General features: G+C 45.5%; 17 protein-coding genes and 1 pseudogene. 3 read left to right on the forward strand and 15 right to left on the reverse strand.

From position 1 onward, the window contains the following. Window positions 1–97 precede the first annotated feature (97 nt). The 4 genes from DXA13_RS06740 to DXA13_RS06755 all read right to left on the reverse strand — a co-directional run bounded on the left by DXA13_RS06740 (window position 98) and on the right by DXA13_RS06755 (window position 4,533). Window positions 98–712: an HAD family phosphatase gene (locus DXA13_RS06740; protein ID WP_118242719.1), complete on the reverse strand. Its 615-nt coding sequence runs from the start codon at window positions 710–712 to the stop codon at window positions 98–100. Between the two features lie 132 nt (window positions 713–844). After that, a complete protein-coding gene (locus DXA13_RS06745) occupies window positions 845–1,579 on the reverse strand; it encodes an MBL fold metallo-hydrolase (protein ID WP_118242721.1) in 735 nt (244 codons plus the stop codon). Between the two features lie 20 nt (window positions 1,580–1,599). After that, window positions 1,600–2,631, reverse strand: a complete 1,032-nt coding sequence (locus DXA13_RS06750) for a TAXI family TRAP transporter solute-binding subunit (protein WP_118242723.1) — start codon at window positions 2,629–2,631, stop codon at window positions 1,600–1,602. 42 nt (window positions 2,632–2,673) lie between these two features. Then, a complete protein-coding gene (locus DXA13_RS06755; protein ID WP_118242725.1) occupies window positions 2,674–4,533 on the reverse strand; it encodes a TRAP transporter permease in 1,860 nt (619 codons plus the stop codon). A 156-nt stretch (window positions 4,534–4,689) separates the two neighbouring features. Here DXA13_RS06755 and DXA13_RS06760 point away from each other — a divergent pair, with 156 nt between their 5' ends. Next, window positions 4,690–5,577, forward strand: a complete 888-nt coding sequence (locus DXA13_RS06760) for a LysR family transcriptional regulator (RefSeq protein ID WP_181995552.1) — start codon at window positions 4,690–4,692, stop codon at window positions 5,575–5,577. 260 nt (window positions 5,578–5,837) lie between these two features. Here DXA13_RS06760 and yajC read toward each other — a convergent pair whose 3' ends face one another. The 5 genes and pseudogenes from yajC to scfA form a co-directional block, all read right to left on the reverse strand. Beyond that, the gene (gene yajC / locus DXA13_RS06765) at window positions 5,838–6,110 is read right to left on the reverse strand and encodes a preprotein translocase subunit YajC (RefSeq protein ID WP_118242730.1); all 273 of its coding nucleotides are present in this window, start codon (window positions 6,108–6,110) and stop codon (window positions 5,838–5,840) included. A gap of 52 nt (window positions 6,111–6,162) precedes the next feature. Continuing rightward, the gene (gene tgt / locus DXA13_RS06770; protein ID WP_118242834.1) at window positions 6,163–7,305 is read right to left on the reverse strand and encodes a tRNA guanosine(34) transglycosylase Tgt; all 1,143 of its coding nucleotides are present in this window, start codon (window positions 7,303–7,305) and stop codon (window positions 6,163–6,165) included. Next, a pseudogene (gene secD / locus DXA13_RS06775) lies at window positions 7,295–9,495 on the reverse strand (protein translocase subunit SecD). The gene tgt and the pseudogene secD overlap by 11 nt, the downstream one beginning before the upstream one ends. 16 nt (window positions 9,496–9,511) lie before the next feature. Then, window positions 9,512–10,909 (reverse strand): thioether cross-link-forming SCIFF peptide maturase, encoded by a 1,398-nt coding sequence (scfB, locus tag DXA13_RS06780; protein ID WP_118242732.1) that lies wholly within the window; start codon window positions 10,907–10,909, stop codon window positions 9,512–9,514. Between the two features lie 132 nt (window positions 10,910–11,041). Continuing rightward, window positions 11,042–11,188 (reverse strand): six-cysteine ranthipeptide SCIFF, encoded by a 147-nt coding sequence (scfA, locus tag DXA13_RS06785; protein WP_118242734.1) that lies wholly within the window; start codon window positions 11,186–11,188, stop codon window positions 11,042–11,044. A 135-nt stretch (window positions 11,189–11,323) separates the two neighbouring features. Between scfA and DXA13_RS06790 the strand changes: the two genes are divergently transcribed. Continuing rightward, window positions 11,324–11,683: a TIGR04086 family membrane protein gene (locus DXA13_RS06790; RefSeq protein ID WP_118242736.1), complete on the forward strand. Its 360-nt coding sequence runs from the start codon at window positions 11,324–11,326 to the stop codon at window positions 11,681–11,683. 135 nt (window positions 11,684–11,818) lie between these two features. Here DXA13_RS06790 and DXA13_RS06795 read toward each other — a convergent pair whose 3' ends face one another. The 4 genes from DXA13_RS06795 to DXA13_RS06810 all read right to left on the reverse strand — a co-directional run bounded on the left by DXA13_RS06795 (window position 11,819) and on the right by DXA13_RS06810 (window position 14,616). Continuing rightward, window positions 11,819–12,277 (reverse strand): DUF1266 domain-containing protein, encoded by a 459-nt coding sequence (locus DXA13_RS06795; RefSeq protein WP_118242738.1) that lies wholly within the window; start codon window positions 12,275–12,277, stop codon window positions 11,819–11,821. Continuing rightward, window positions 12,262–12,672, reverse strand: coding sequence for a hypothetical protein (locus DXA13_RS06800; RefSeq protein ID WP_147348001.1), 411 nt, complete (start codon window positions 12,670–12,672; stop codon window positions 12,262–12,264). The genes DXA13_RS06795 and DXA13_RS06800 overlap by 16 nt, the downstream gene beginning before the upstream one ends. A gap of 20 nt (window positions 12,673–12,692) precedes the next feature. Beyond that, window positions 12,693–13,976: a hemolysin family protein gene (locus DXA13_RS06805; protein ID WP_118242742.1), complete on the reverse strand. Its 1,284-nt coding sequence runs from the start codon at window positions 13,974–13,976 to the stop codon at window positions 12,693–12,695. Window positions 13,977–14,136: 160 nt separating this feature from the next. Then, entirely contained in the window at window positions 14,137–14,616 is a 480-nt protein-coding gene (locus DXA13_RS06810) for a signal peptidase II (protein WP_118242744.1), read from the reverse strand. 131 nt (window positions 14,617–14,747) lie between these two features. On the opposite strand from DXA13_RS06810, the gene DXA13_RS06815 reads away from it, so the two are divergent. Beyond that, the gene (locus DXA13_RS06815; protein ID WP_118242746.1) at window positions 14,748–16,532 is read left to right on the forward strand and encodes a S8 family peptidase; all 1,785 of its coding nucleotides are present in this window, start codon (window positions 14,748–14,750) and stop codon (window positions 16,530–16,532) included. 12 nt (window positions 16,533–16,544) lie between these two features. Here DXA13_RS06815 and clpX read toward each other — a convergent pair whose 3' ends face one another. Continuing rightward, complete coding sequence (clpX, locus tag DXA13_RS06820) at window positions 16,545–17,993, reverse strand: ATP-dependent Clp protease ATP-binding subunit ClpX (RefSeq protein WP_118242748.1); 1,449 nt, start codon at window positions 17,991–17,993, stop codon at window positions 16,545–16,547. A gap of 174 nt (window positions 17,994–18,167) precedes the next feature. Further along, window positions 18,168–19,646, reverse strand: a complete 1,479-nt coding sequence (locus DXA13_RS06825) for a trypsin-like peptidase domain-containing protein (RefSeq protein WP_118242750.1) — start codon at window positions 19,644–19,646, stop codon at window positions 18,168–18,170. Window positions 19,647–19,752: the final 106 nt, after the last annotated feature.

Below are 19,752 nucleotides of genomic sequence, written 5' to 3' on the forward strand. Positions count from 1 at the left end.
GGCATATGTTAAAAGGAATCCGCTGGTAGAGTGTCATAAGACAAATGAAGCAGGCAAGTCCCAAAGGACATATTCCACTGCACCGGAACAAAATATCTTATTTCAATGCGGACTCCAGTACTTTTCTTAGCTTCGCCGCGTCTGCGTCGGTATGGCAGTAGCCTTTCATTCCGCAGGCGGCCGCGCCGTCTATGTTCAGCTGAAGATCGTCAATAAAAAAGCTCTCTTCCGCTTTTATATCAAACCGTTCAAAAAGCCTCTCGTAGAATTCTTTCTGCGGCTTCATACACTTCTCAGGTGCAGAAAACAGAACACCGTCGAATAATTCAATTCCCGGTATAATATCCTGGTAGCATTCCAGCAGGCGTACCGAAGCATTGGAACAGAGATAGATTCCATATCCATTCGCCTTTAGTTCCTGTATTAAACTGCCCATTCCATCGATGCCCCACATATTATATTCATGCCAGTGGGCAAAACATTGCCTTGCCATTTCCTTTTCATGTTCGGAAGAAAGGCGCGACACCATTTTCTCTATCGCGTCCTCTTCTTTCATAACGCCCATGTCCAGCATGACCCATTCCGGAGATACGAAAACAGCTGTCTTTACTCTCGCTCTCTCTTCTTCATCTTCTATAAAATGGCGGCACACGATCTCTGCATCATATCCTACCAGAACATTTCCCATGTCAAATACAATATTTTTAATCACCACTCATACCTCCTGCCGTACTTTTAATCATTTATCATGGAGAACGTCTCTCCCTGATTAGTATACCTGCTTCAGGCAGCAGTTACAACTGATTTTTCATACGATCCAGAGGAACGGAAGTAAATGCCTCTCTCATTCCATTGCAAAAATGATTGAGGTCTTCCCGTTTACTCGTCCCCCCTGTCCAAACTGGAATACAATATCATTGCCGCCTTCAGCAATCACATTTCCATCCTTAACCGTCAGCCAGCAGTCGTGTCCGGGTAGTACTCGATCGGCTAATTTTTTAATTACTCTTATACTGCTTATGCTGTCTTTCTTGCACAACGTTTGCTGTACGGTTTCATTCGAAAGCTCATATCGGTTTTTTACCGCGTCTCCAGTCAATATCCAGATTCCCCTTTCTTCCTGATCCAGTACATATGACATACAGCCTGGCGTATGTCCAGGTGTCATCAGCGTCCTGATTCCCGGCGCAATCTCTTCTCCTTCTCTTTCAATCAGGTTCAGATGATAGCTTCTCAACAAGCAAACTGCATTTTCCCCCACCGAATAATCCCTATGGATCATATCGTATGCGTGCTCCCACTCTGCTTTACTGAGGAAAATTTCAGCCTGGGGAAAATAATCAATATTGTACACATGGTCTGCATGCATATGAGAGAGTAATATCACGTCAATATCTTCACACTTCAGATGATACTCTGCAAGCATTTCCTTCAGGTTGGAACGAATAACCATTCCTCCGCAGTCCATCAAAATATTGTGACCGCAGCCCTGGATTAACGCAACCGTCCCCCAATTTAATCTTCCATTTTTTAACCTGCCGGAAAATCCGGGAAACAATACATTTACCTGATATCTCATCTTTATTTCCTCCGACTAAATCACTTGATAATACCAGCTTCACGATAATAACGCTCCGCCCCTGGATGAAGAGGTACCGACGTATTCACTGCCTCTTCCGGCGAAAGGTCTGATACCAGAGTATGCACTTGTCTGACCGCTTCAAGATTTTCAAATATTCCCCGTGTAATCCAATACACCACTTCATCTTCAAGATCAGAACGAACCAACAGAAGATTTGTTACAGCGATTGTGCTGACGTCTTCATCCGTACCATACAGATCAGCCGGAAGAGTCAGTTTTTGAAAATAGCTGTACTGCTTTATAAATTCTTCAGTCATTTCATCGCCAAGGGTGACGAAATCGGCATCCGTTGTCATAAACAGGTCAATTAATTTAGAAACAGGTGCGCCGGTAATTAAAATAATCCCATCTATGTCGCCGTCTTTGAGGGCATCAATCATTTCTCCGTTATTATAATCATACGGCGTAATATCATCGAAAGACAAATCATAAAATCCCAGTATCTTCTCCGAATTTAATCGATTTCCGCTTCCAAGAGGACCTACACCGATCTTTTTTCCAGCCATATCCGCTACACTTTCGATTCCGGAAGATTTGCTTGCGATTATATGTACTGCACTTGGAAACAGAGCTCCTATGGAAAGAATATCGTGCTTTTCCGTAAATGGGTCTGTTCCTTCATAAGCCCACTGTGCAAAGTCCGCATTGGATAGCCCCAGTTCACAGCTGCCGTTTTGAAGAAATCCCAGATTATCAAGTGTTCCTCCTGTAACTTCCGCAGCAATATCAATATTATTTATATTCTGCAAAAGGACATTGGCAATTCCTCCTCCCACAATATACATTCCTCCTGTCGTACCGCCTGTCGCCATCGACAGCCTGTGAAGCTTTACAGGCCCATTGGCCTCAACATGTAATTCTGCTGTTCCTTCTGGATCATTGACTTCTGATGTTTGCTGTAATTCTCCCGGACTTTTAGAACATGCTGACAGGAATACTGTTATTGCAAGTACGGACAATAGTGTTGCGATCTGATTTCCTTTTTTCATGGTTTATCCTCCTTTTTCTTCTCGAATCTTTGTGTTGAGTACCTATGTATGAATAATCTTTTTCTGTCTCTTCTCCAAAAATGCCCGGCCTAGCCCCGCTATGCCCAACGCAATGCCGGCTGCATCTGTCACTGCACCAGGGATGATCAGAAGCAGAGCGGCTCCGGCAAACAGCCCCCTTTCATACCACCTTAGTTTACCCAAAGGGCCCCACCCTTCGGTAGAAGCTGCCAGGAAATATACCCCTATCATTGAAGTAACCGCTGCCAATGCAATAGGAAAAGGCTTACCAACCATTAAAATCTCTGGGCCATAAATAAACATATATGGTACAATAAAAGCTGTAAGCCCCAGCTTTACAGCCGTCCATCCTGTTTTTCCGGAAGGCGACTGCGCAATTCCGGCCGCAGCAAAAGATGCTACGGCAACAGGAGGAGTAATTGCTGAAAGAAGGCCAAAATAAAAGACAAACATATGTGCCGCCAGCTTTGAAATGCCCAAATCAATCAGGGCCGGAGCTACCAGTATGGAAAGCATAATATAAGAAGCTACGGTCGGAAGACCCATACCCAGCAGAAGCGCTGCAAGCATTGTAAGCACCAGCGCTAAAATCCTGCTTCCCATGGAGAAGGCAATAATAATAGACGAAAATTTCAATCCCAGCCCCGTTAATGTCATTACTCCCATGATGATTCCGGCACAGGCACAGGCGCAGGTACACCCAACCGAGGCCTTCCCCGCGTCAACGAGAGCTTCAAAGAAATCCTTACGGCTTAAACGTGTACTTTTCTTTAAAAAACAGCATACAACTACTGCTGTTGTTCCATAAAATCCTGAACGCAGAGGAGAATATCCCATAGTAAGAGCTATAATTAATACGAGCAGTGCAATTACCATGTGTCCTCTGAGTCTCATTTCCTCTTTAATACTTGGCAGCTGTTCCGCCGGAGTACCTGTAAAGCCACTCTTTGCGCTGTAAAAGTCGATAGAAAAAAACAGGGCTGCATAATAAAGCATTGCAGGAATTATTGCAGCAATCATAATCGTAAAATATGGGATTCCAGTCACTTCCGCCATTACAAAAGCACCTGCTCCCATAATAGGAGGCATCAACTGACCGCCAGTTGATGCGACTGCTTCTACAGCTGCAGCCACATCACTGCGAAATCCAGTGCGTTTCATAAGGGGAATCGTAAAAGTACCTGTGCTTACCACATTTGCCACAGAACTTCCAGATATTGCCCCAAACAATCCACTGGCCAGTACTGCTGCTTTTGCTGGCCCTCCGCGCCGTTTTCCCGTACATGCCAATGCCGAATTTATAAAAAAATCACCGGTTCCTGAATGATCCAGCAGTGCAGCCATGATCACGAATACAATTACGAAAGTAGCAGACGCCCCAACCGGAGACCCAAGAATTCCTTCCGTTCCCAATGCCAGGTGAGATACGATCCTTGGCCCTGAGAATCCTTTATGTCCTAGGCGTCCTGGAATATACGCGCCGCAGTACGCATAGGCAAGAGCTACAAGAGCGATCATTACAATCGGCCATCCCAGATTCTTTTTCGTAACATAAAGAACGCACAGAATCATCCATATCCCCATGAAAAGTTCCAACGATGTAAACTGTCCATTTCTCTGAGTGAACGCCTTGTAATTTCCAATGAAATAAATCATACAGACAATCATGCCAAATGACAGAACCATATCCAGGACAGAAGGTCTCTTACCCTTTTTGTCATAAAGCAGCCCTATTGTGCCAATTAATACGAAATGCACGATTCTCTGTTTGAAAGCCGTCAACACGCCAAACATTCCAGTATACAGATGAAAGACACATGCAGCAATTGCAATGGCGGCAATCACTGCAGCTGTCCAGCTGTACCCCTTCCTATTTTCCATTTTTATCCTCCTTTGGCATTTTTGTACAAATTATACAATTTTTAGAATGCATTCATCTTTGTTTTGTAATATTATTATATAAGTCATTGACACGTTTGTAAAATCGCTTTATTATATAGCTATATATTCCAATATGGAATAAATATGGAGGCATTTATGACCGAACTAGACTGGGAAATAATCAGCACCCTTAAGCGAACCAGAAACATTACTAAATCTGCAGAATTTCTCCACATTACCCAGCCTACGCTAACGAAGCGTCTGCAAAAAATCGAATCTGAACTCGATGTTGTAATCGCGGTCAGAAACACACGTGGTCTGGAATTCACCGTGCAGGGTGATTATCTGGCAAAAAAGGCAGAGCAGATCCTTTCCATACATCAGGAAATCTGTCAGACACTTCATTCCATGCAGTCCGATACGGCAGGAAGTTTGAAACTATTTGCAGACAACAGTTGCGGCCGATTTGTACTTCCTCAATTGCTAAACAGTTTTCATCAAAACAGGCCGGGAATTAAAGTCACTGCTTCCAGCGCTCTTCGGGCAAAGGTCATTCACTCTATTGAACGCGGTGAATCTCATGTAGGAATTGTGAAAGGATACATCGATCATTATACAGGTTATATTTCCAGACTCTCCCAAGAACAGGGATGTATTTTGTACAAAGAGGCTTTTTCTATATCTGATCTTCCTTATTTGCCGCGGATCGATTTCGTTATGGATCCTTATAATCAATCTCTGATTGATGAATGGTGGTACAGCCATTTTTCCATCCCTCCATTGATTGGCATGAGAGTAAGCCACGGAGAAATCGCCCGTGAAATGGTAATGAACGGGCTTGGCTACAGTATCTTCCTTTCGAGAGCATATACAGCAGGCTGTAAGCACCTGTTTATCTCGCCGCTTATCTATGGGGACGGAAGGCCGGTTATCAGGGATACCGTTATTTTTTGCAAGTCGGACTATTTAAAACTTCCTTTCGTAAAAGATTTTATTGATTTTTCCCGTTCTCTTCCTTCTTCCTTTTACAGTTCGAATCCATAAGGAATTTTCATACAGAACCGGCTGATTGTAAAATAGTACAAAGAGTTTCGCAAGCGGAACTCCCGCGCGTCGCATTAGCGACATAATTCCTTTCGCGCGAGTGCGCATCCATAGCGGAGCGTTTTTGCTTTCTAGGAAATCATACGCTTTATCACTTTATAATAACAAGGTCTTTCCTATGTAACAAAAAAGAGGATTCCGGCCGCATTCATCTATGCGGCAGAACCCTCTTTTATCATGTCTGCTTACTGTTTATTCTATTACAATTCCGGCTTCTCTACCTGGACAATCGCACCCTTCTGCATCGGGATACGGCAGTTCTTATTGCTTCCGAACTCAACGATAACCGTATCATCCGTCATGTCGATAATAACTCCGTAAAAGCCGCTGTTTGTCAGAACGCTGTCGCCGACTGCAATCGTTGCTAAAAGAGCTTCTCTTTTCTTTCTTTCCTTCTGCTGCGGTCTGATTGCCATAAAGTACATCAATGCTCCGAAGAAGATAATGTAGCCAATCAAAAATGTTGTGTTCATAAATTTCCTCCTTAATTGTAAGCCCCTTTTTCACTGCCCCAGAGCTTCATTCCTATTTTTCCTTCTGACCATTTGCCATTCCATCCAGCTTTTCAGCCTTATAGTCAGAATATCGATGATTTTCGATGGCATCTCGAATCTCTTCCATCATTTTATTATAAAAATACAAATTATGCAATACGCATAATCTCATACCCAGCATTTCTTTCGCTTTCAGCAGATGGCGAATGTATGCCCTGCTGTAAGACCGGCATGCCGGACACTGGCAGCCTTCTTCGATCGGCCTGGGATCAAGCTCATATTTTGCATTAAACAGATTACGCTTTCCCTGATTTGTATATACATGGCCGTGACGTCCGTTTCTGGATGGATAAACACAGTCAAAGAAGTCCACTCCTCTGTCTACGGCCTCCAGAATATTGGCTGGGGTGCCTACTCCCATCAGGTAAGTCGGCTTGTTCTCCGGGAGATACGGAACGGTCTCATCCAGAATATGATACATCTGCTCATGTGACTCTCCGACCGCAAGACCGCCGACCGCATAGCCGTCCAGATCCATCTCTGAAATCGTCTTCGCATGAGCGATACGGATATCCGGAAAAATACCGCCCTGATTAATTCCGAAAAGGAGCTGTTCCTTATTCACCGTATCCGGCAGAGCGTTCAGCCTTGCCATCTCATCTTTGCAGCGAATCAGCCATCTCGTCGTACGCGCAACGGAATTTTCTACGTATTCTCTTGTAGAGAGCGCCGGCGCACATTCGTCGAACGCCATTGCAATCGTAGAACCCAGGTTGGACTGAATCTGCATGCTTTCTTCCGGGCCCATAAAAATCTTGTGGCCGTCAATGTGGGAATTGAAGTAAACGCCTTCTTCCTTTATCTTTCTCAGACCAGAAAGAGAGAATACCTGAAAGCCGCCGGAATCCGTGAGAATCGGCCTGTCCCAACTCATAAATTTATGAAGGCCGCCGAATTCTTTAATAAGCTTATCCCCTGTACGCACATGCAGATGATACGTGTTGGAAAGTTCTACCTGCGTGCCTATCTCTTTTAAATCATCTGTGGATACAGCGCCTTTAATGGCGCCAACAGTACCCACATTCATAAATACCGGCGTCTGGATGGCACCATGTACGGTCTTTACCTCTGCCCGCTTTGCACGGCCATCCTTCGCGATTATTTTATATTCCATCTTTCTTACCATGTTTCTTTTTAGCGGCCTTGGCTTCTGCTTTTTCCGCTGCTGCCAGGCTCTTAGCCGCTTCTGCCTTCTTCTGCTGTCTCGTCGTCAGGACATACCAGAGAGATCCTGTAACACAGACAGATGAATACGTACCACATACTATACCTACCATAAGCGGCAGAGCAAATTCGCGAATGGAAGAAACGCCCAACAGGAACAGTACAAATACCATGACGAGGTTGTCAGGGATGTATTGATACTTCTCGTAAATGTCTGCGTAATACTCTGATTTACAATCTCTGCCAGATCTTTTCTGCCGCCTTCAAGGTTTAGATTTTCACGGATTCTGTCGAAGATAACGATAGTAGCGTTGATTGAGTAGCCTACAATCGTCAGCATACACGCGATGAATGTAGAGCCAACCGACCACTTGAACAATGCATAGCAGGTGACTACTACGAGTACATCATGAACGAGTGCAAGTACCGCACTGGCAGCAAAACGGATATTTTTAAAACGGAACCAGATATAAATCAGCATAGCAATCGTAGCGATGATAACTGCAACAACAGCATCATTCTTCATCTCATTACTGATCGCTCCTGATATACTCTCTGCCGTAATCTTCTCAGGTTCTACTCCAAAGTTTTCTACAAGAGCATTATCCAGAGCCTCTCGTTCTTCCACCGAAAGCGTTCTCGTCTTGATGATAACCTCATTTGTCCCAGCTACCTTCTGGGTCTGTGTTCCAGCTTCCCCTGTAACCTTTTCCACAACAGGTACGACTTTGAGTGAAATATCATCCAGAGACATATCTTCATTAAACGTAACATTCGTCGATGTACCGCCTCTGAATTCCAGGCTGTAATTCAGCGCGCCGTTTCCCTTGGAAACATTCACTCCCATGGCTACAAGTCCAACAGCGATAGCCGCCAGGGAAATGATAAAGCAGATATTCTTCTTTCCGAGGAAGTTGATCGGCTTTTTGTCCTTTTTAATACCGTAGAATTTCGCGTCTTCAAAGCCTGCGTTATACAGACAGTTCAGTACAAATTTAGTAATAAACAGCGCTGTGAACATGGAAAGAACAATACCGAGGGCAAGTGTTGTTGCAAAGCCCTTAACCGAACCGGAGCCTCTCCAGTAAAGCACAACAGCTGCGATCAGCGTTGTAATGTTGCCGTCCACGATTGCGGATAAGGCTTTTGCAAAACCTGTCTTAATCGCAGATTTTACAGTTTTCCCAAGGCCGATTTCTTCCTTAATACGCGTGAAGATAATGACGTTGGCATCCACAGCCATACCAATGGACAGGATAATACCAGCAATACCTGGAAGTGTAAGGGTTACTCCGAATGCTGCCAGCAATATAATAATCAGTCCGACGTAGAGCGAAAGGGCGATCACTGCTGCCAGTCCGGGAATCAGATATGCTGCAATCATAAATATTGCTACGATTCCAAATCCGATCGCACCGGCTTTTAAGCTGGTGGAAATCGCCTGCTGTCCCAGCTTCGCGCCGACTACGTTGGAGCGCAGTTCCTGAAGCTCTACGGAAAGAGAACCAATACGGATTGTGGAAGCTAATGTTTCTGCCTCCTGATAATCCTCCTGACCGTCAATTGTACACTCTCCTCCTGTAATTGCTTCCTTTACCCTTGGGGCGGATATCATCTGTCCGTCATAGATAATGGCAATCTGCTGGCCTACCATTTTCGTCGTAGCGTCTGCAAATGCCTTCGTTCCTTCCGGTGTAAAGGAAAGTGCAACCACATATTCTTTCATGCCGTTATTATCCACGATAGCAGCCTTTGCACTGGCCACCTGATCGCCTGTCAGGATCGTGTTTCCCTGCATGTCGGTAAACGCGAGGGAACCTGGTTTTCCCAGTTCCTGAAGAACTTCGTTCGCATCTGACACGCCCGGAATATCGATGTTGATACGGTCGCCGCCTTCCAGATACACTTCCGCTTCCGTACTGTATCCTTCGACTCTCTTCTGAAGCTTATAACGAGTGTCCGACATCTGTTCCGCTGTTGGCGTTTCGCCCACCGCCTCATAAGTTATGCTGACACCGCCGGCCAGATCCAGACCGAGCTTGATATCGTCCATGGTATCATATCCGAAAAATCCGAAGACGCCAACTGCGATAATCACAAGCAGCAAACCTAAAAGGCCTTTTCCTCTGTTACTTTTCATGGTTATATCTCCTTTTTTAATTTTCATCAGCCAAAGCTGCTTTTATCATGATTGCGCATTCGATCCGTTTTTTCTGCATCTCACAGCCAATATCATACGCATCGGTGATAGATCCGTGGAACTTATAGGAATTCGCCGCACAACCGCCGCTGCAATAAAATCTGGCAAAACAGTTTCTGCATTTTTCCTTTGCATAGACGTTGCACAGCTTGAACTCGTCCGTAATTTCCACATTGGTGACGCCTGTATCAACGTTGCCCAGAAGGAACTTTTCATCTCCTACAAACTGATGGCAGGGATAGAAATCTCCCCATGGGGTAACTGCAAGATATTCTGTTCCTGATCCACAGCCCGAAAGCCGTTTCGCCACACATGGTCCCTGATTCAAATCGATCATAAAATGGAAGAATGTAAAACCTCTTCCCTCTTTTTTTCTCTTAATGTACTCAACCGCCAGCTTATCATACTCGTCCATGATTTTGGGAAGATCTTCTTCCCGAATTGCAAACGGTTCATCCGGAAGGGATACGACCGGTTCAATCGACATGCTCTTAAAGCCCAAATCGGCAAAGTGCAGGACATCTTGTGAAAAGTCCATATTTTCTCTTGTAAATGTTCCTCTGACGTAATAGTCTTTTCCCTTACGGCTTTCAGCAAATGCCTGGAACTTTGGTACGATCAGATCATAACTGCCCTTACCGTTCCGAAATGGGCGCATAAAGTCATTTACTTCTTTGCGGCCGTCAAGGCTGAGCACCACATTGCTCATCTCTCGGTTACAGAATTCCATGATCTCGTCATTCAGGAGAACACCGTTCGTCGTCAGTGTAAAACGGAATTTCTTATTATATTCTTCCTCTTTTGAGCGGCCGTATGCAACCAACTGCTTTACAACCTCCCAGTTCATCAGAGGTTCGCCTCCGAAAAAGTCTACTTCCAGATTTCTTCTGCTTCCTGAATTGGCAATCAGGAAGTCCAGCGCTTTCTTTCCCACCTCGAAGCTCATCAGAGCCCGGCGTCCATGGTACTCTCCCTCTTCTGCAAAGCAGTATCTGCATGCCAGGTTACAGTCATGCGCAATATGAAGGCAGAGCGCCTTTACCACTGTTTTTCTCTTTTTAAAATCCGTTATATATTCGGAATAAACATCCTTCGTAAAAAGTTCTTCCCGGTCAATCAGTTCCTGAATATCGGAAAGTCCTTCCTGGATATCCCCTTCCTCATAGTTACCTTTCAGCTTTTCCCTGATATATGTCTTAGCCTCTTCAGAAAGTTTTTCCGGCTTGTCCATCTCCGGTACCTTTTCTGAAAGCAGTTCTATCATATCATACACCAGATCATCGACTACGTGGACAGAACCGCTGTTCACATCCATCACGATGTCGTATCCGTTGTTTTTATATTGATGAATCACTTGTATTCTCCTTTACCATTCGTATATCCCATCAGACACAACGGGGCAGACAACTCAAGTAGCCCCTACAGTCCCAAGGACTGTAGGGGTCTTTCCTCGTCTGCCCTTTTCTGCTTAAAACAACGGTTTCTCTTAACGGTTGCTGTTCTCGCAGGTCTGGTTTCCTACTGTACAGGATGTCTTGCAAGCTGACTGGCAGGAAGTCTGGCACTCACCGCAGCCGCCTTTTTTCATTGTATCTTTTAATGTGTTGGAATTTAATGTCTTTACACGTGTCATACCGCTCATCCTCCTGAAAAATATTGATTTTCTTAGCGATTATAACACATGTTTCACGCCAGTGCAAGGTTTTTTGGCATACCTCAAAGGACAAAGGAATATACTGCACCATAGGAAATAAAAAGGGGATATTACATGAGTAATTCAAGGGTAAAAGCCGTTTTGCGCTCACTGCTCATTTCTTACATTTTTACCGGAGTTCTTCTGGTCCTTCTTGCTTTTCTTCTGTATCAGTTCCGTCTTGGTGAAAAGCAGGTAGGAATGGCAGTCAACGTCATTTACGTCGTAACCTGTATTGTCGGCGGCTTTGCTGCCGGAAAAGGCATCCGGCAGCGGCGCTTTTTCTGGGGGCTCCTTACGGGCCTGCTCTATTTTTTCATCCTTCTCGGCATGTCATTTGCCATGCAGAAAGGGCTAAAGGGAGAAATGGCAGATATCGTGAAGGTACTGGCGATGTGTGCTGCCGGCGGTATGTTCGGCGGTATGCTGTCGTAAAAGAAGAGAAAAAAATCATCCCATCCTGCTTCAGGCGGTGGCCAAGGCGCAGGCTGGGATGATTTTTTTCTTGGTTGGGTGGCGGCCGCTGGGTTCGCTGCGGCGCTCACTGTCCCGGATGGGATGATTTTTTTCTTATAATGGTTTAAATTTGTTTCTTGACCAGGCTCCGTTTTCACTCAGCAAATGGTCTACAATTCCCTTATTCAGCTGGTAGAATTCCCACTGGCTGTCTTCATTATCATGATTGCGGAAGCCAAAATAGGCGGCGCCGCACAGACAGCTCACTGCATATTCTTCCCATGACTGGAAACGGCGAAATGCGTTCCTTGCAAGCGGAACGGTAAGTTCTTTAAATCCTTCTTCAGAAAGAAGACCGCATGCATACATCTTGCGGCACATGCCCACCTGTTCGTTGATATCCCATGCGAGAAATCCCTGCTTTCCAACGAGAGGAACGAACTTTTCGGCGCAGGCTTTCGCACTTTCAAAAGCCGTCCTTCCCTTCGTTTTCAGGTCCTTCACGTCAAAGTCAGGCCTGCCTTCCCAGAAGCTTTCGAACTGACGGTAATCGTGGTTTACACAGATCCCCACATCGTCTTTTTCATCGTATCCTCATCGTGAATATTGAATACCTCTTCCAGATGATCCCTGACGGCCTTGATATCAGCCTCCGTCTGGCACATATAGAGACCTCTGTATCCCATGTGTTCAGGGATTCCAGGAGTCCTGCGGCAGGTGGAAATTCCGCTCAGCAGGCAGATAAACTGTCCCTTGTCAATCTCACGTTTTTTATCTTCGTCTCTTCCCTTAGCACGCTCTTCCAGTTCCTTTTTGAATTCCGCAATATCTTCTGCAATACGGTCCACCACTTTGGGTACATGGATGGAATATTCCAGTTCTTTCGGTACGGGCTCATCTTTCCTGTTCTTTCTGGCAGCGTCCAGGCTGATTATGCCGTCTGTCTTCCTGTTTTCATTTATTGCCATTCTTTCTTCCTCCATATACTTTATTTATCTTCTTCCTCATCTGGTTTTTCTAACAGATACAGGTGAATTTTATCGATTCTGTTCTTCTCCACGGATTCTACGGTCAAGCGGATATTGTCATACGTTACCTCTTCCCCCTTTTCCGGCAGGTGGTCGAGAAGGCCGATCACCAGTCCTCCGATCGAATCATAATCTTCTGATTCCAGATTAAGGCCAAGGCTGTCATTCAGGTCATCCAGCTTCATGGCAGCTTCCACAAGGTATTCATTCTCGCCGATTTCAACCAGTTCCTCTTCTTCATCCTCATCGTACTCGTCCCGGATATCTCCTACGATTTCCTCCAGCATGTCCTCCAGAGTAATCAGTCCGGCTGTTGCTCCGTATTCGTCCAGTACAATCACAATATTATTATTCACGGTTTCCTTCATGTCTACCATGAGCTCCGCTATTTTTTTATACTCGTATGTGTAAAGGGGCTGTCTCATAATTCCCCGAATGGAAAATTCCTTCTCGTCATCGATCAGAAGGAGATCCTTCACGTTGACAATTCCGATCACATTATCCGTCGTTTCTTCATAGACAGGGATTCTTGTATACCGTTCTCTTCGGAATACATCCAGAAGCTCGCTGTATGTGGCATTTACATCAATAAACACCATATCGATACGCGGCACCATCACATCCTTTGCACGGGCATCGCCAAAATCAAACACATTATTAATCATCTTTTTCTCTTCTGACTGAATTACCCCCTCTTCGTGACTCACTTCCACGATCGTACGCAGTTCATCTTCGGTGATGGACTCAGGTTTCCTGTTCGGATCGATATGCAGCAACAGAAGCACACCCAGAGACATCTTATTGATCAGGATGATAAACGGCGTTGCCACCACCATAAGTACGTATATGATTTTCGCATAATTCAGCGCAATTGACTCAGAATAAATGGTAGAAAGGGTCTTTGGTGTAATCTCACCAAATACAAGGATGAGCAATGTAAGAATACCGGTAGCAATACCGACCGCCTTATTTCCCCATATCCCCAAAACAACAGATGTCGCAAGGGCTGATGCAGAAAGATTCACGATATTGTTTCCGATTAAGATGGCAGAAAGCATCTTACCGGGATTCTCGATTACTCTGGTAAGGATAATTGCCTTTTTATGTCCGGCATCCGCCAGTGTTCTGATCCTCATCTTATTCACCGTAGTAAGTGCTGTCTCCGCAGACGAAAAGAATGCCGAAAGGCCTAATAAAATGATTAATGCAGCAAATTGTATGACGTTCGCGTCACTCGAATCCAAAAAAATCAACTCCCAATTTCGTATTTTCTACTGATGAGCAGTAAGCTGATTGTACAATAGATATGAATAGTTGTCAATACAGCCAAAAGGCAGGAATTCCCTTGTTTACAGGGTTCTTCCCCCATGGTACTCCTGCCTTTCATCCATCTGAATGATGTCTTTACTTTTTCTTCTGTTTCCCATCGCTCAAACTGGACCAGATCTCATGAACCAGAACCATCAGCGAGCCGGTAAATATCATGATATCGCCCAGATTAAAAATCACCTTTTTCACTGCTTTGCAGTTAATGGAGAAATAATCCACCACATAATGGCGTACAAGCCGATCGTAAAGATTGCTGAGCGCTCCTCCAATCGTTATGGCAAACGCTGTCTTTTCAAATAAATGGCCCTTTTTCTGAAGCAGCCAGAACAAAATGCCGCCCAGTGCCGACAGCGTTACAATCGGTATCATCCTGACAGCGTCCTGGTACTTCTTTAAAAATCCAAACGGAAGCCCTGCATTATGACTTTTATGAAGGGTTATCAGGCCTCCTTTGTCAAACGGCCTGGGAAATTCTTCTCCATCCCTTGATTCAATTTCTGCCTTTATCAGCAGATCTGCTGCAGCCAGCACAATAATCAACCAGATAAATACCATAAACCTCCTCCTTCCGGCTTTTATAATGCCATTTTACTCTTATTTTGCCTCTCAGTCCAGAACAACCGAACAGATTGGTTAATATTTTCCCCGATTCTGCATATAATGAAAAAAAATGACGGGGGTTTTCCATGGATCGCTGTACTTCTTCCATAGAATCCGAGGACTTTGCCGATTTTATATTCCAGCATACGAATTATCCTGCCGAAACCATATATTCCATTCTTCAGACAAATTGTGTAGACTTTGCCAACCGTGAATATGCAATCGCCTACGTCCCTCTGTCTCAGGTTCTTCCTCTGTCTCTATCCAAATATTCTTACAGTTCTATTCCAAAATTATACACGCCTCTTGATACAACCAGTATGGAAGCTTCCGGAATTACTGCTTCTTTTGCCCAGCCATCCTTAAGTGCCACCGGAGAAAATGTTATTATCGGTATCATCGATACCGGTATTCAATATGAAAATCCGCTTTTCCGCAACTCAGACGGATCGACACGGATTCTCGGCATATGGGACCAGACCATCCCCGGAGATTCTCCCCTCCCCAGTCCGGGTACGCGCGACCAGAGCATTATGTTTACGGAACCGACCCTTTTATATGGGACGACTTATACAAACGAAGAGATCAATCAGGCGCTCGCATCTCCATCCCCTCTGGAAGTCGTACCTTCCACGGATACCAGCGGCCATGGAACCTTCCTGGCCGGAATTGCCGCAGGTGGGGAAGCGGAGGACGGCTCTTTCATCGGGGCTTCTCCCAAGTGCAATATCGGAATTGTAAAGCTGAAGCCCGCAAAGCAATATCTCCGTGATTTTTTCCTGATTTCATCCTCTGCGGAGGCTTATCAGGAAAATGATATTATGATGGGAATTAAATACCTTTTGTTTCTGGCTTCCCACTATACGATGCCTCTCGTCATTCTGATCGGAATGGGCACTACATATGGAAGCCATGACGGTACTGCGCCCCTTGGGCAGGTTTTCCGCCCTGTCTCCAACTTCCCTGGCCTGGTGCCAGTCATTGCCGCCGGCAACGAGTCAGGATACCGCCATCACTTTTTAGGCATGATATCCGAAGACCAGGAATATGAAGACGTGGAAATCAGCGTGGCATCCAACGAACCTGGCTTTGTAGTAGAGCTTTGGTCCAGACAGTCCGAACTGTATACCGTAGGATTTATCTCACCAACCGGCGAGCATATTCCCCGAATCCCCCTCACATTCAGCAGCGACAACCGCATTACCTTTCTGCTGGAACAGACGGTGATTACCGTCAACTACATCAATGCAGAATTTTCATCCGGAAGCCAGCTGATTTTCATGCGGTTCGAAGCTCCGACTCCTGGTATATGGCACGTACGCGTTTACAACAGCCTGTACATCACCGGACAGTTCCACATGTGGCTGCCCATTCACGGCTTTCTTTCCGAAAATACGGTTTTTCTCCGTTCCAACCCGAATACCACCATTACCGATCCGGGCAATACGCCTTCCGTCATCACCGTGGGAGCTTACAATCATGAAAACAACAGTATTTACATCCGCTCCAGCCGCGGTTTCACCCGTACTGAATTTATCAAGCCGGAACTGGTGGCTCCGGGAGTCAACGTATACGGTCCGGGACTTTTCCGCTCCGCTTCTGCACCTTCTTCAGACGAATTGGAAACTACAACGCTGCCGATGACACGAAGGAGCGGGACATCTGTAGCTGCTGCTCACGTCGCCGGAGCTGTGGCTGACCTGCTGAGCTGGGAATTGCGCAACGGCCTGACGGAGTTTATGAGTTCGGCTTCCGTCAAATCCACACTGATCCGCGGTGCAGAAAGAAATCCAGTTTATTCATATCCGTCCAGAGAATGGGGATACGGCAAACTGGATCTCTATCAGTCTTTTCTTCGTATGCGCGAATGACGCGGGATTTTGTCAGCTTCTCATTCGGATCAGCGGGCCTCCGTTTTTCTCAAGATACGGCCTGGTAATGATTACAGAACCTATGTCAGGGTCCTTGGGGATTTCATACATGATATCCAGCATGAATTCCTCCAGGATCGCTCTCAGGGCTCTGGCTCCCGTATCCTTTTTCAGCGCCTCTTCAGCAATCCACTCCAAAGCTTCATCTTCAAAAACGAGTTTCACCTCATCCAGCTCCAGAAGCTTTATGTACTGCTTTAAAATGGCATTCCTGGGCTCCTTCAGAATCTTTACAAGCAGGTCTTTCGTAAGGCTGCTCAACGTTACCGTAATCGGCAGACGGCCCAGAAATTCAGGTATCATTCCAAAATGGCGCAGGTCTTCATTTGTGACGTAATTCAGTATATTGGGGTTATCATCAAATTTATCCTTCAAATCTGCCACAAACCCCATGGATGATTTCTTTGTAAGCCTTTCCTTTATGATATCTTCGAGATCCGGGAATGCACCTCCGCAGATGAACAGAATATGGTCTGTATTGATCGTCTCCATAGGTGTCAGCGCATTTTTCTGATTCGAGCCTACCGGCACCTCCACCTTGGCCCCCTCCAGAAGCTTCAGAAGCTCCTGCTGAACAGCCTCACCGCTTACATCTCTCGTATTCATATTCTTCTTTTTTGCAATTTTATCGATCTCATCGATGAAGACGATTCCATGTTCCGCCTTCTCCACATCGTTTCCAGCTGCCGCAAGGAGCTTGGAAATGACGCTTTCAATATCATCACCGATATATCCCGCTTCTGTCAGAGACGTAGCATCAGCAATGGCCAGCGGTACGTCCAGAAGCTTTGCAAGTGTTCTTACAAGATATGTCTTTCCGCTTCCAGTCGGCCCGATCATGAGAATATTGGATTTTTCTATTCCGATTTCGTCCTCCGCACCGTTTTTGCCTTCCGCCTTCCGTCCTTCCAGGTAGATTCGTTTATAATGGTTATAAACAGCCACGGATACCACCTTCTTAGCCTTATCCTGGCCGATCACATACTCGTCCAGCTGGCGTTTGATCATATGGGGAGCCGGAATATCTTTCAGGTTGAATTCCACCTTTTTATTTTCTGATTTTTTCTTTACCTTCTGTTTCTTGGGAATCGCCATCTCCGGTATATTTGTATTGGCCAGATCGCTGAAATTCATATTCATGTAAGGCATGTTCTGAATCTTGGACCAGTCCAGATTTCCGCTCGTTACTGAATCAAATGCTTTCTGCATGCAGTCATGGCACAGGTACATATTGCCGGGCATGGTAACCATCTTTCCCGCCTTACTCTCCGGCCTGCGGCAGACGTAGCATATCTTTTCATAATCGTCCCCGTCGTCGTCTGCGGCCGCTTCTTCTGCCTTTTTCTCTCCGGAAGATATGTTCTTCTCTTCTTCCAGCTCTTCTCTCTCTTTATCTTCCAAAATATGTTCTCCTTAAAATGTTGGTCTGTTCAGTCTCCTATGTCTACTGATTATAAGCTATTTTTCTTTTATACACAAGCGCAAAAGCCCCCTGCAGTCTGCAGAAGAGCAACAGCCCGTTCTGTGCAGGGGGCAAATGTCCGGTTTCCCGTTTCTTATCATAATCGATGGTATTTAATTATCTTCCTGGGGTCTCTCTCCCAGAGTTACAGTTACCTGACGCTCTGTATACTGGCCATCCTTTAACGACTGTACGGTTATGGTAACTTCTGTTCCTTTTTCATAATAGGTAAGCAGTTCTCTCAGATCGTCCATTCCTCTGATTCCCTGTCCGTCAAACTTTGTAATAATATCCTTTTCGTGAAGATCAGAGTTGGAAGCCGCCTCGCCTTCAATAATTTCCGTTACATAAACGCCTCTTGGAATACCCATCACCTGAACCATCTCGTCGTTCACATCATAGCCCTTGATTCCAAGATATCCCTGTTTATCCTCTGCAACCTCGATTCTCGTCTTCTTAGTCATAAGATCATCGATGATATCCTGTACCTTGCTGATCGGAATCGCATATCCCATTCCTTCCACATCCGTAGAAGAGTATTTCGCCGCATTGATTCCAATTACTTCTCCTTTCATATTCAGCAGGGCGCCGCCGCTGTTGCCGGGATTAATGGCCGCATCCGTCTGGAGAAGGTTCTTAGCTTCATTTTCCTGTGTTTTCACTTCTCTGTTCAGCGCACTCACATAGCCAACCGTTACAGACTGCCCGTATCCAAGTGCATTACCGATGGCGATTACCCCCTGGCCAACCTTCAGATCATCAGAATTTCCTAATGTCGCTACGGCGATCTGGCTCATGGTGTCTGCCGGAATCTCCTTTAAGGGCACTGCAATGACGGCCAGATCATTTTCTGCATCGGTTCCCTTCACAGCTGCCTTTATGGATTTATTGTCAATAAACACTACCTGGAGGTCTTTGGAGTTTTCAACTACATGATTATTCGTCACAATTAAAAGCTCATCATCGTTCTGTCCTACGATAATTCCCGAGCCACTGCTTGGAACCTCATATGTCTGGCTCGGTCCGAACCAGGACTGGCTCTGATAAAGCATCGTATTGTTAATCGCTACAACAGACGGCATCGCTTTTTCCACGATTGCTGAAACGTCCATGGCAATCAGAGAGCTTACGCCGGCTTCCGTCTCTGCCGCCTGCACGGTTTCCGGCGCTTTCTCTGTCTGGCTCTCCTCTTCATCCGGCATGGTTTCCGTCTGTCCGATCTGAGGGTGTCTGTCTCCGTTCAGATAATCGGCCATCATATTGATTCCGACCATCGTCCCTCCCGATATCGTTCCAAACAGCAGCGCAGCCGCTGTGATTCCCGCAATTCTTCCAGCCATCGTGTGATTCTTTCTACTCCTTTTTACCGGTTCCGGCTGAGGATAAGGTGCTCCATAATACTGCTGTCCCCCGCTCTGCGGCGGAACATTCCTGCTCTCAGCGCCTTCTTCTCTTCGTTCGCAATGTACCTGACTGTTTTCCCTGTTTTTTTCTGTTTCTCCTTCGGCCTGTAATTTCGGTGTATTATCATTGTCTTCATGCGTGCTGCCCTGAGAAACACTGTTATTTTCACGTTCAAAATCGTCGTACATAAAACATATCCCCTTTCGTTTTGTTTATCTTACGGCTAAAGTCTAACAATGAAATGTGACTAAAATGTGATAAAACTATTATAAAACTATGAAAAGCAGCAGAAAT

The organism is Clostridium sp. AM58-1XD (genome assembly GCF_003464085.1).
In the GTDB taxonomy this organism is placed as follows: Bacteria; Bacillota; Clostridia; order Lachnospirales; family Lachnospiraceae; genus Lachnoclostridium_A.

Bases quoted from the DNA above. Each gene is read 5' to 3' on its own strand.
- DXA13_RS06750 (WP_118242723.1), bottom strand. From the start codon at position 2,631: ATGAAAAAAGGAAATCAGATCGCAACACTATTGTCCGTACTTGCAATA.
- scfA (WP_118242734.1), bottom strand. From the start codon at position 11,188: ATGACACGTGTAAAGACATTAAATTCCAACACATTAAAAGATACAATG.
- DXA13_RS06825 (WP_118242750.1), bottom strand. From the start codon at position 19,646: ATGTACGACGATTTTGAACGTGAAAATAACAGTGTTTCTCAGGGCAGC.
- DXA13_RS06800 (WP_147348001.1), bottom strand. From the start codon at position 12,672: ATGGCAATAAATGAAAACAGGAAGACAGACGGCATAATCAGCCTGGAC.
- DXA13_RS06790 (WP_118242736.1), top strand. From the start codon at position 11,324: ATGAGTAATTCAAGGGTAAAAGCCGTTTTGCGCTCACTGCTCATTTCT.
- DXA13_RS06760 (WP_181995552.1), top strand. From the start codon at position 4,690: ATGACCGAACTAGACTGGGAAATAATCAGCACCCTTAAGCGAACCAGA.
- DXA13_RS06810 (WP_118242744.1), bottom strand. From the start codon at position 14,616: ATGGTATTTATCTGGTTGATTATTGTGCTGGCTGCAGCAGATCTGCTG.
- yajC (WP_118242730.1), bottom strand. From the start codon at position 6,110: ATGAACACAACATTTTTGATTGGCTACATTATCTTCTTCGGAGCATTG.
- DXA13_RS06745 (WP_118242721.1), bottom strand. From the start codon at position 1,579: ATGAGATATCAGGTAAATGTATTGTTTCCCGGATTTTCCGGCAGGTTA.
- tgt (WP_118242834.1), bottom strand. From the start codon at position 7,305: ATGGAATATAAAATAATCGCGAAGGATGGCCGTGCAAAGCGGGCAGAG.
- DXA13_RS06755 (WP_118242725.1), bottom strand. From the start codon at position 4,533: ATGGAAAATAGGAAGGGGTACAGCTGGACAGCTGCAGTGATTGCCGCC.
- DXA13_RS06815 (WP_118242746.1), top strand. From the start codon at position 14,748: ATGGATCGCTGTACTTCTTCCATAGAATCCGAGGACTTTGCCGATTTT.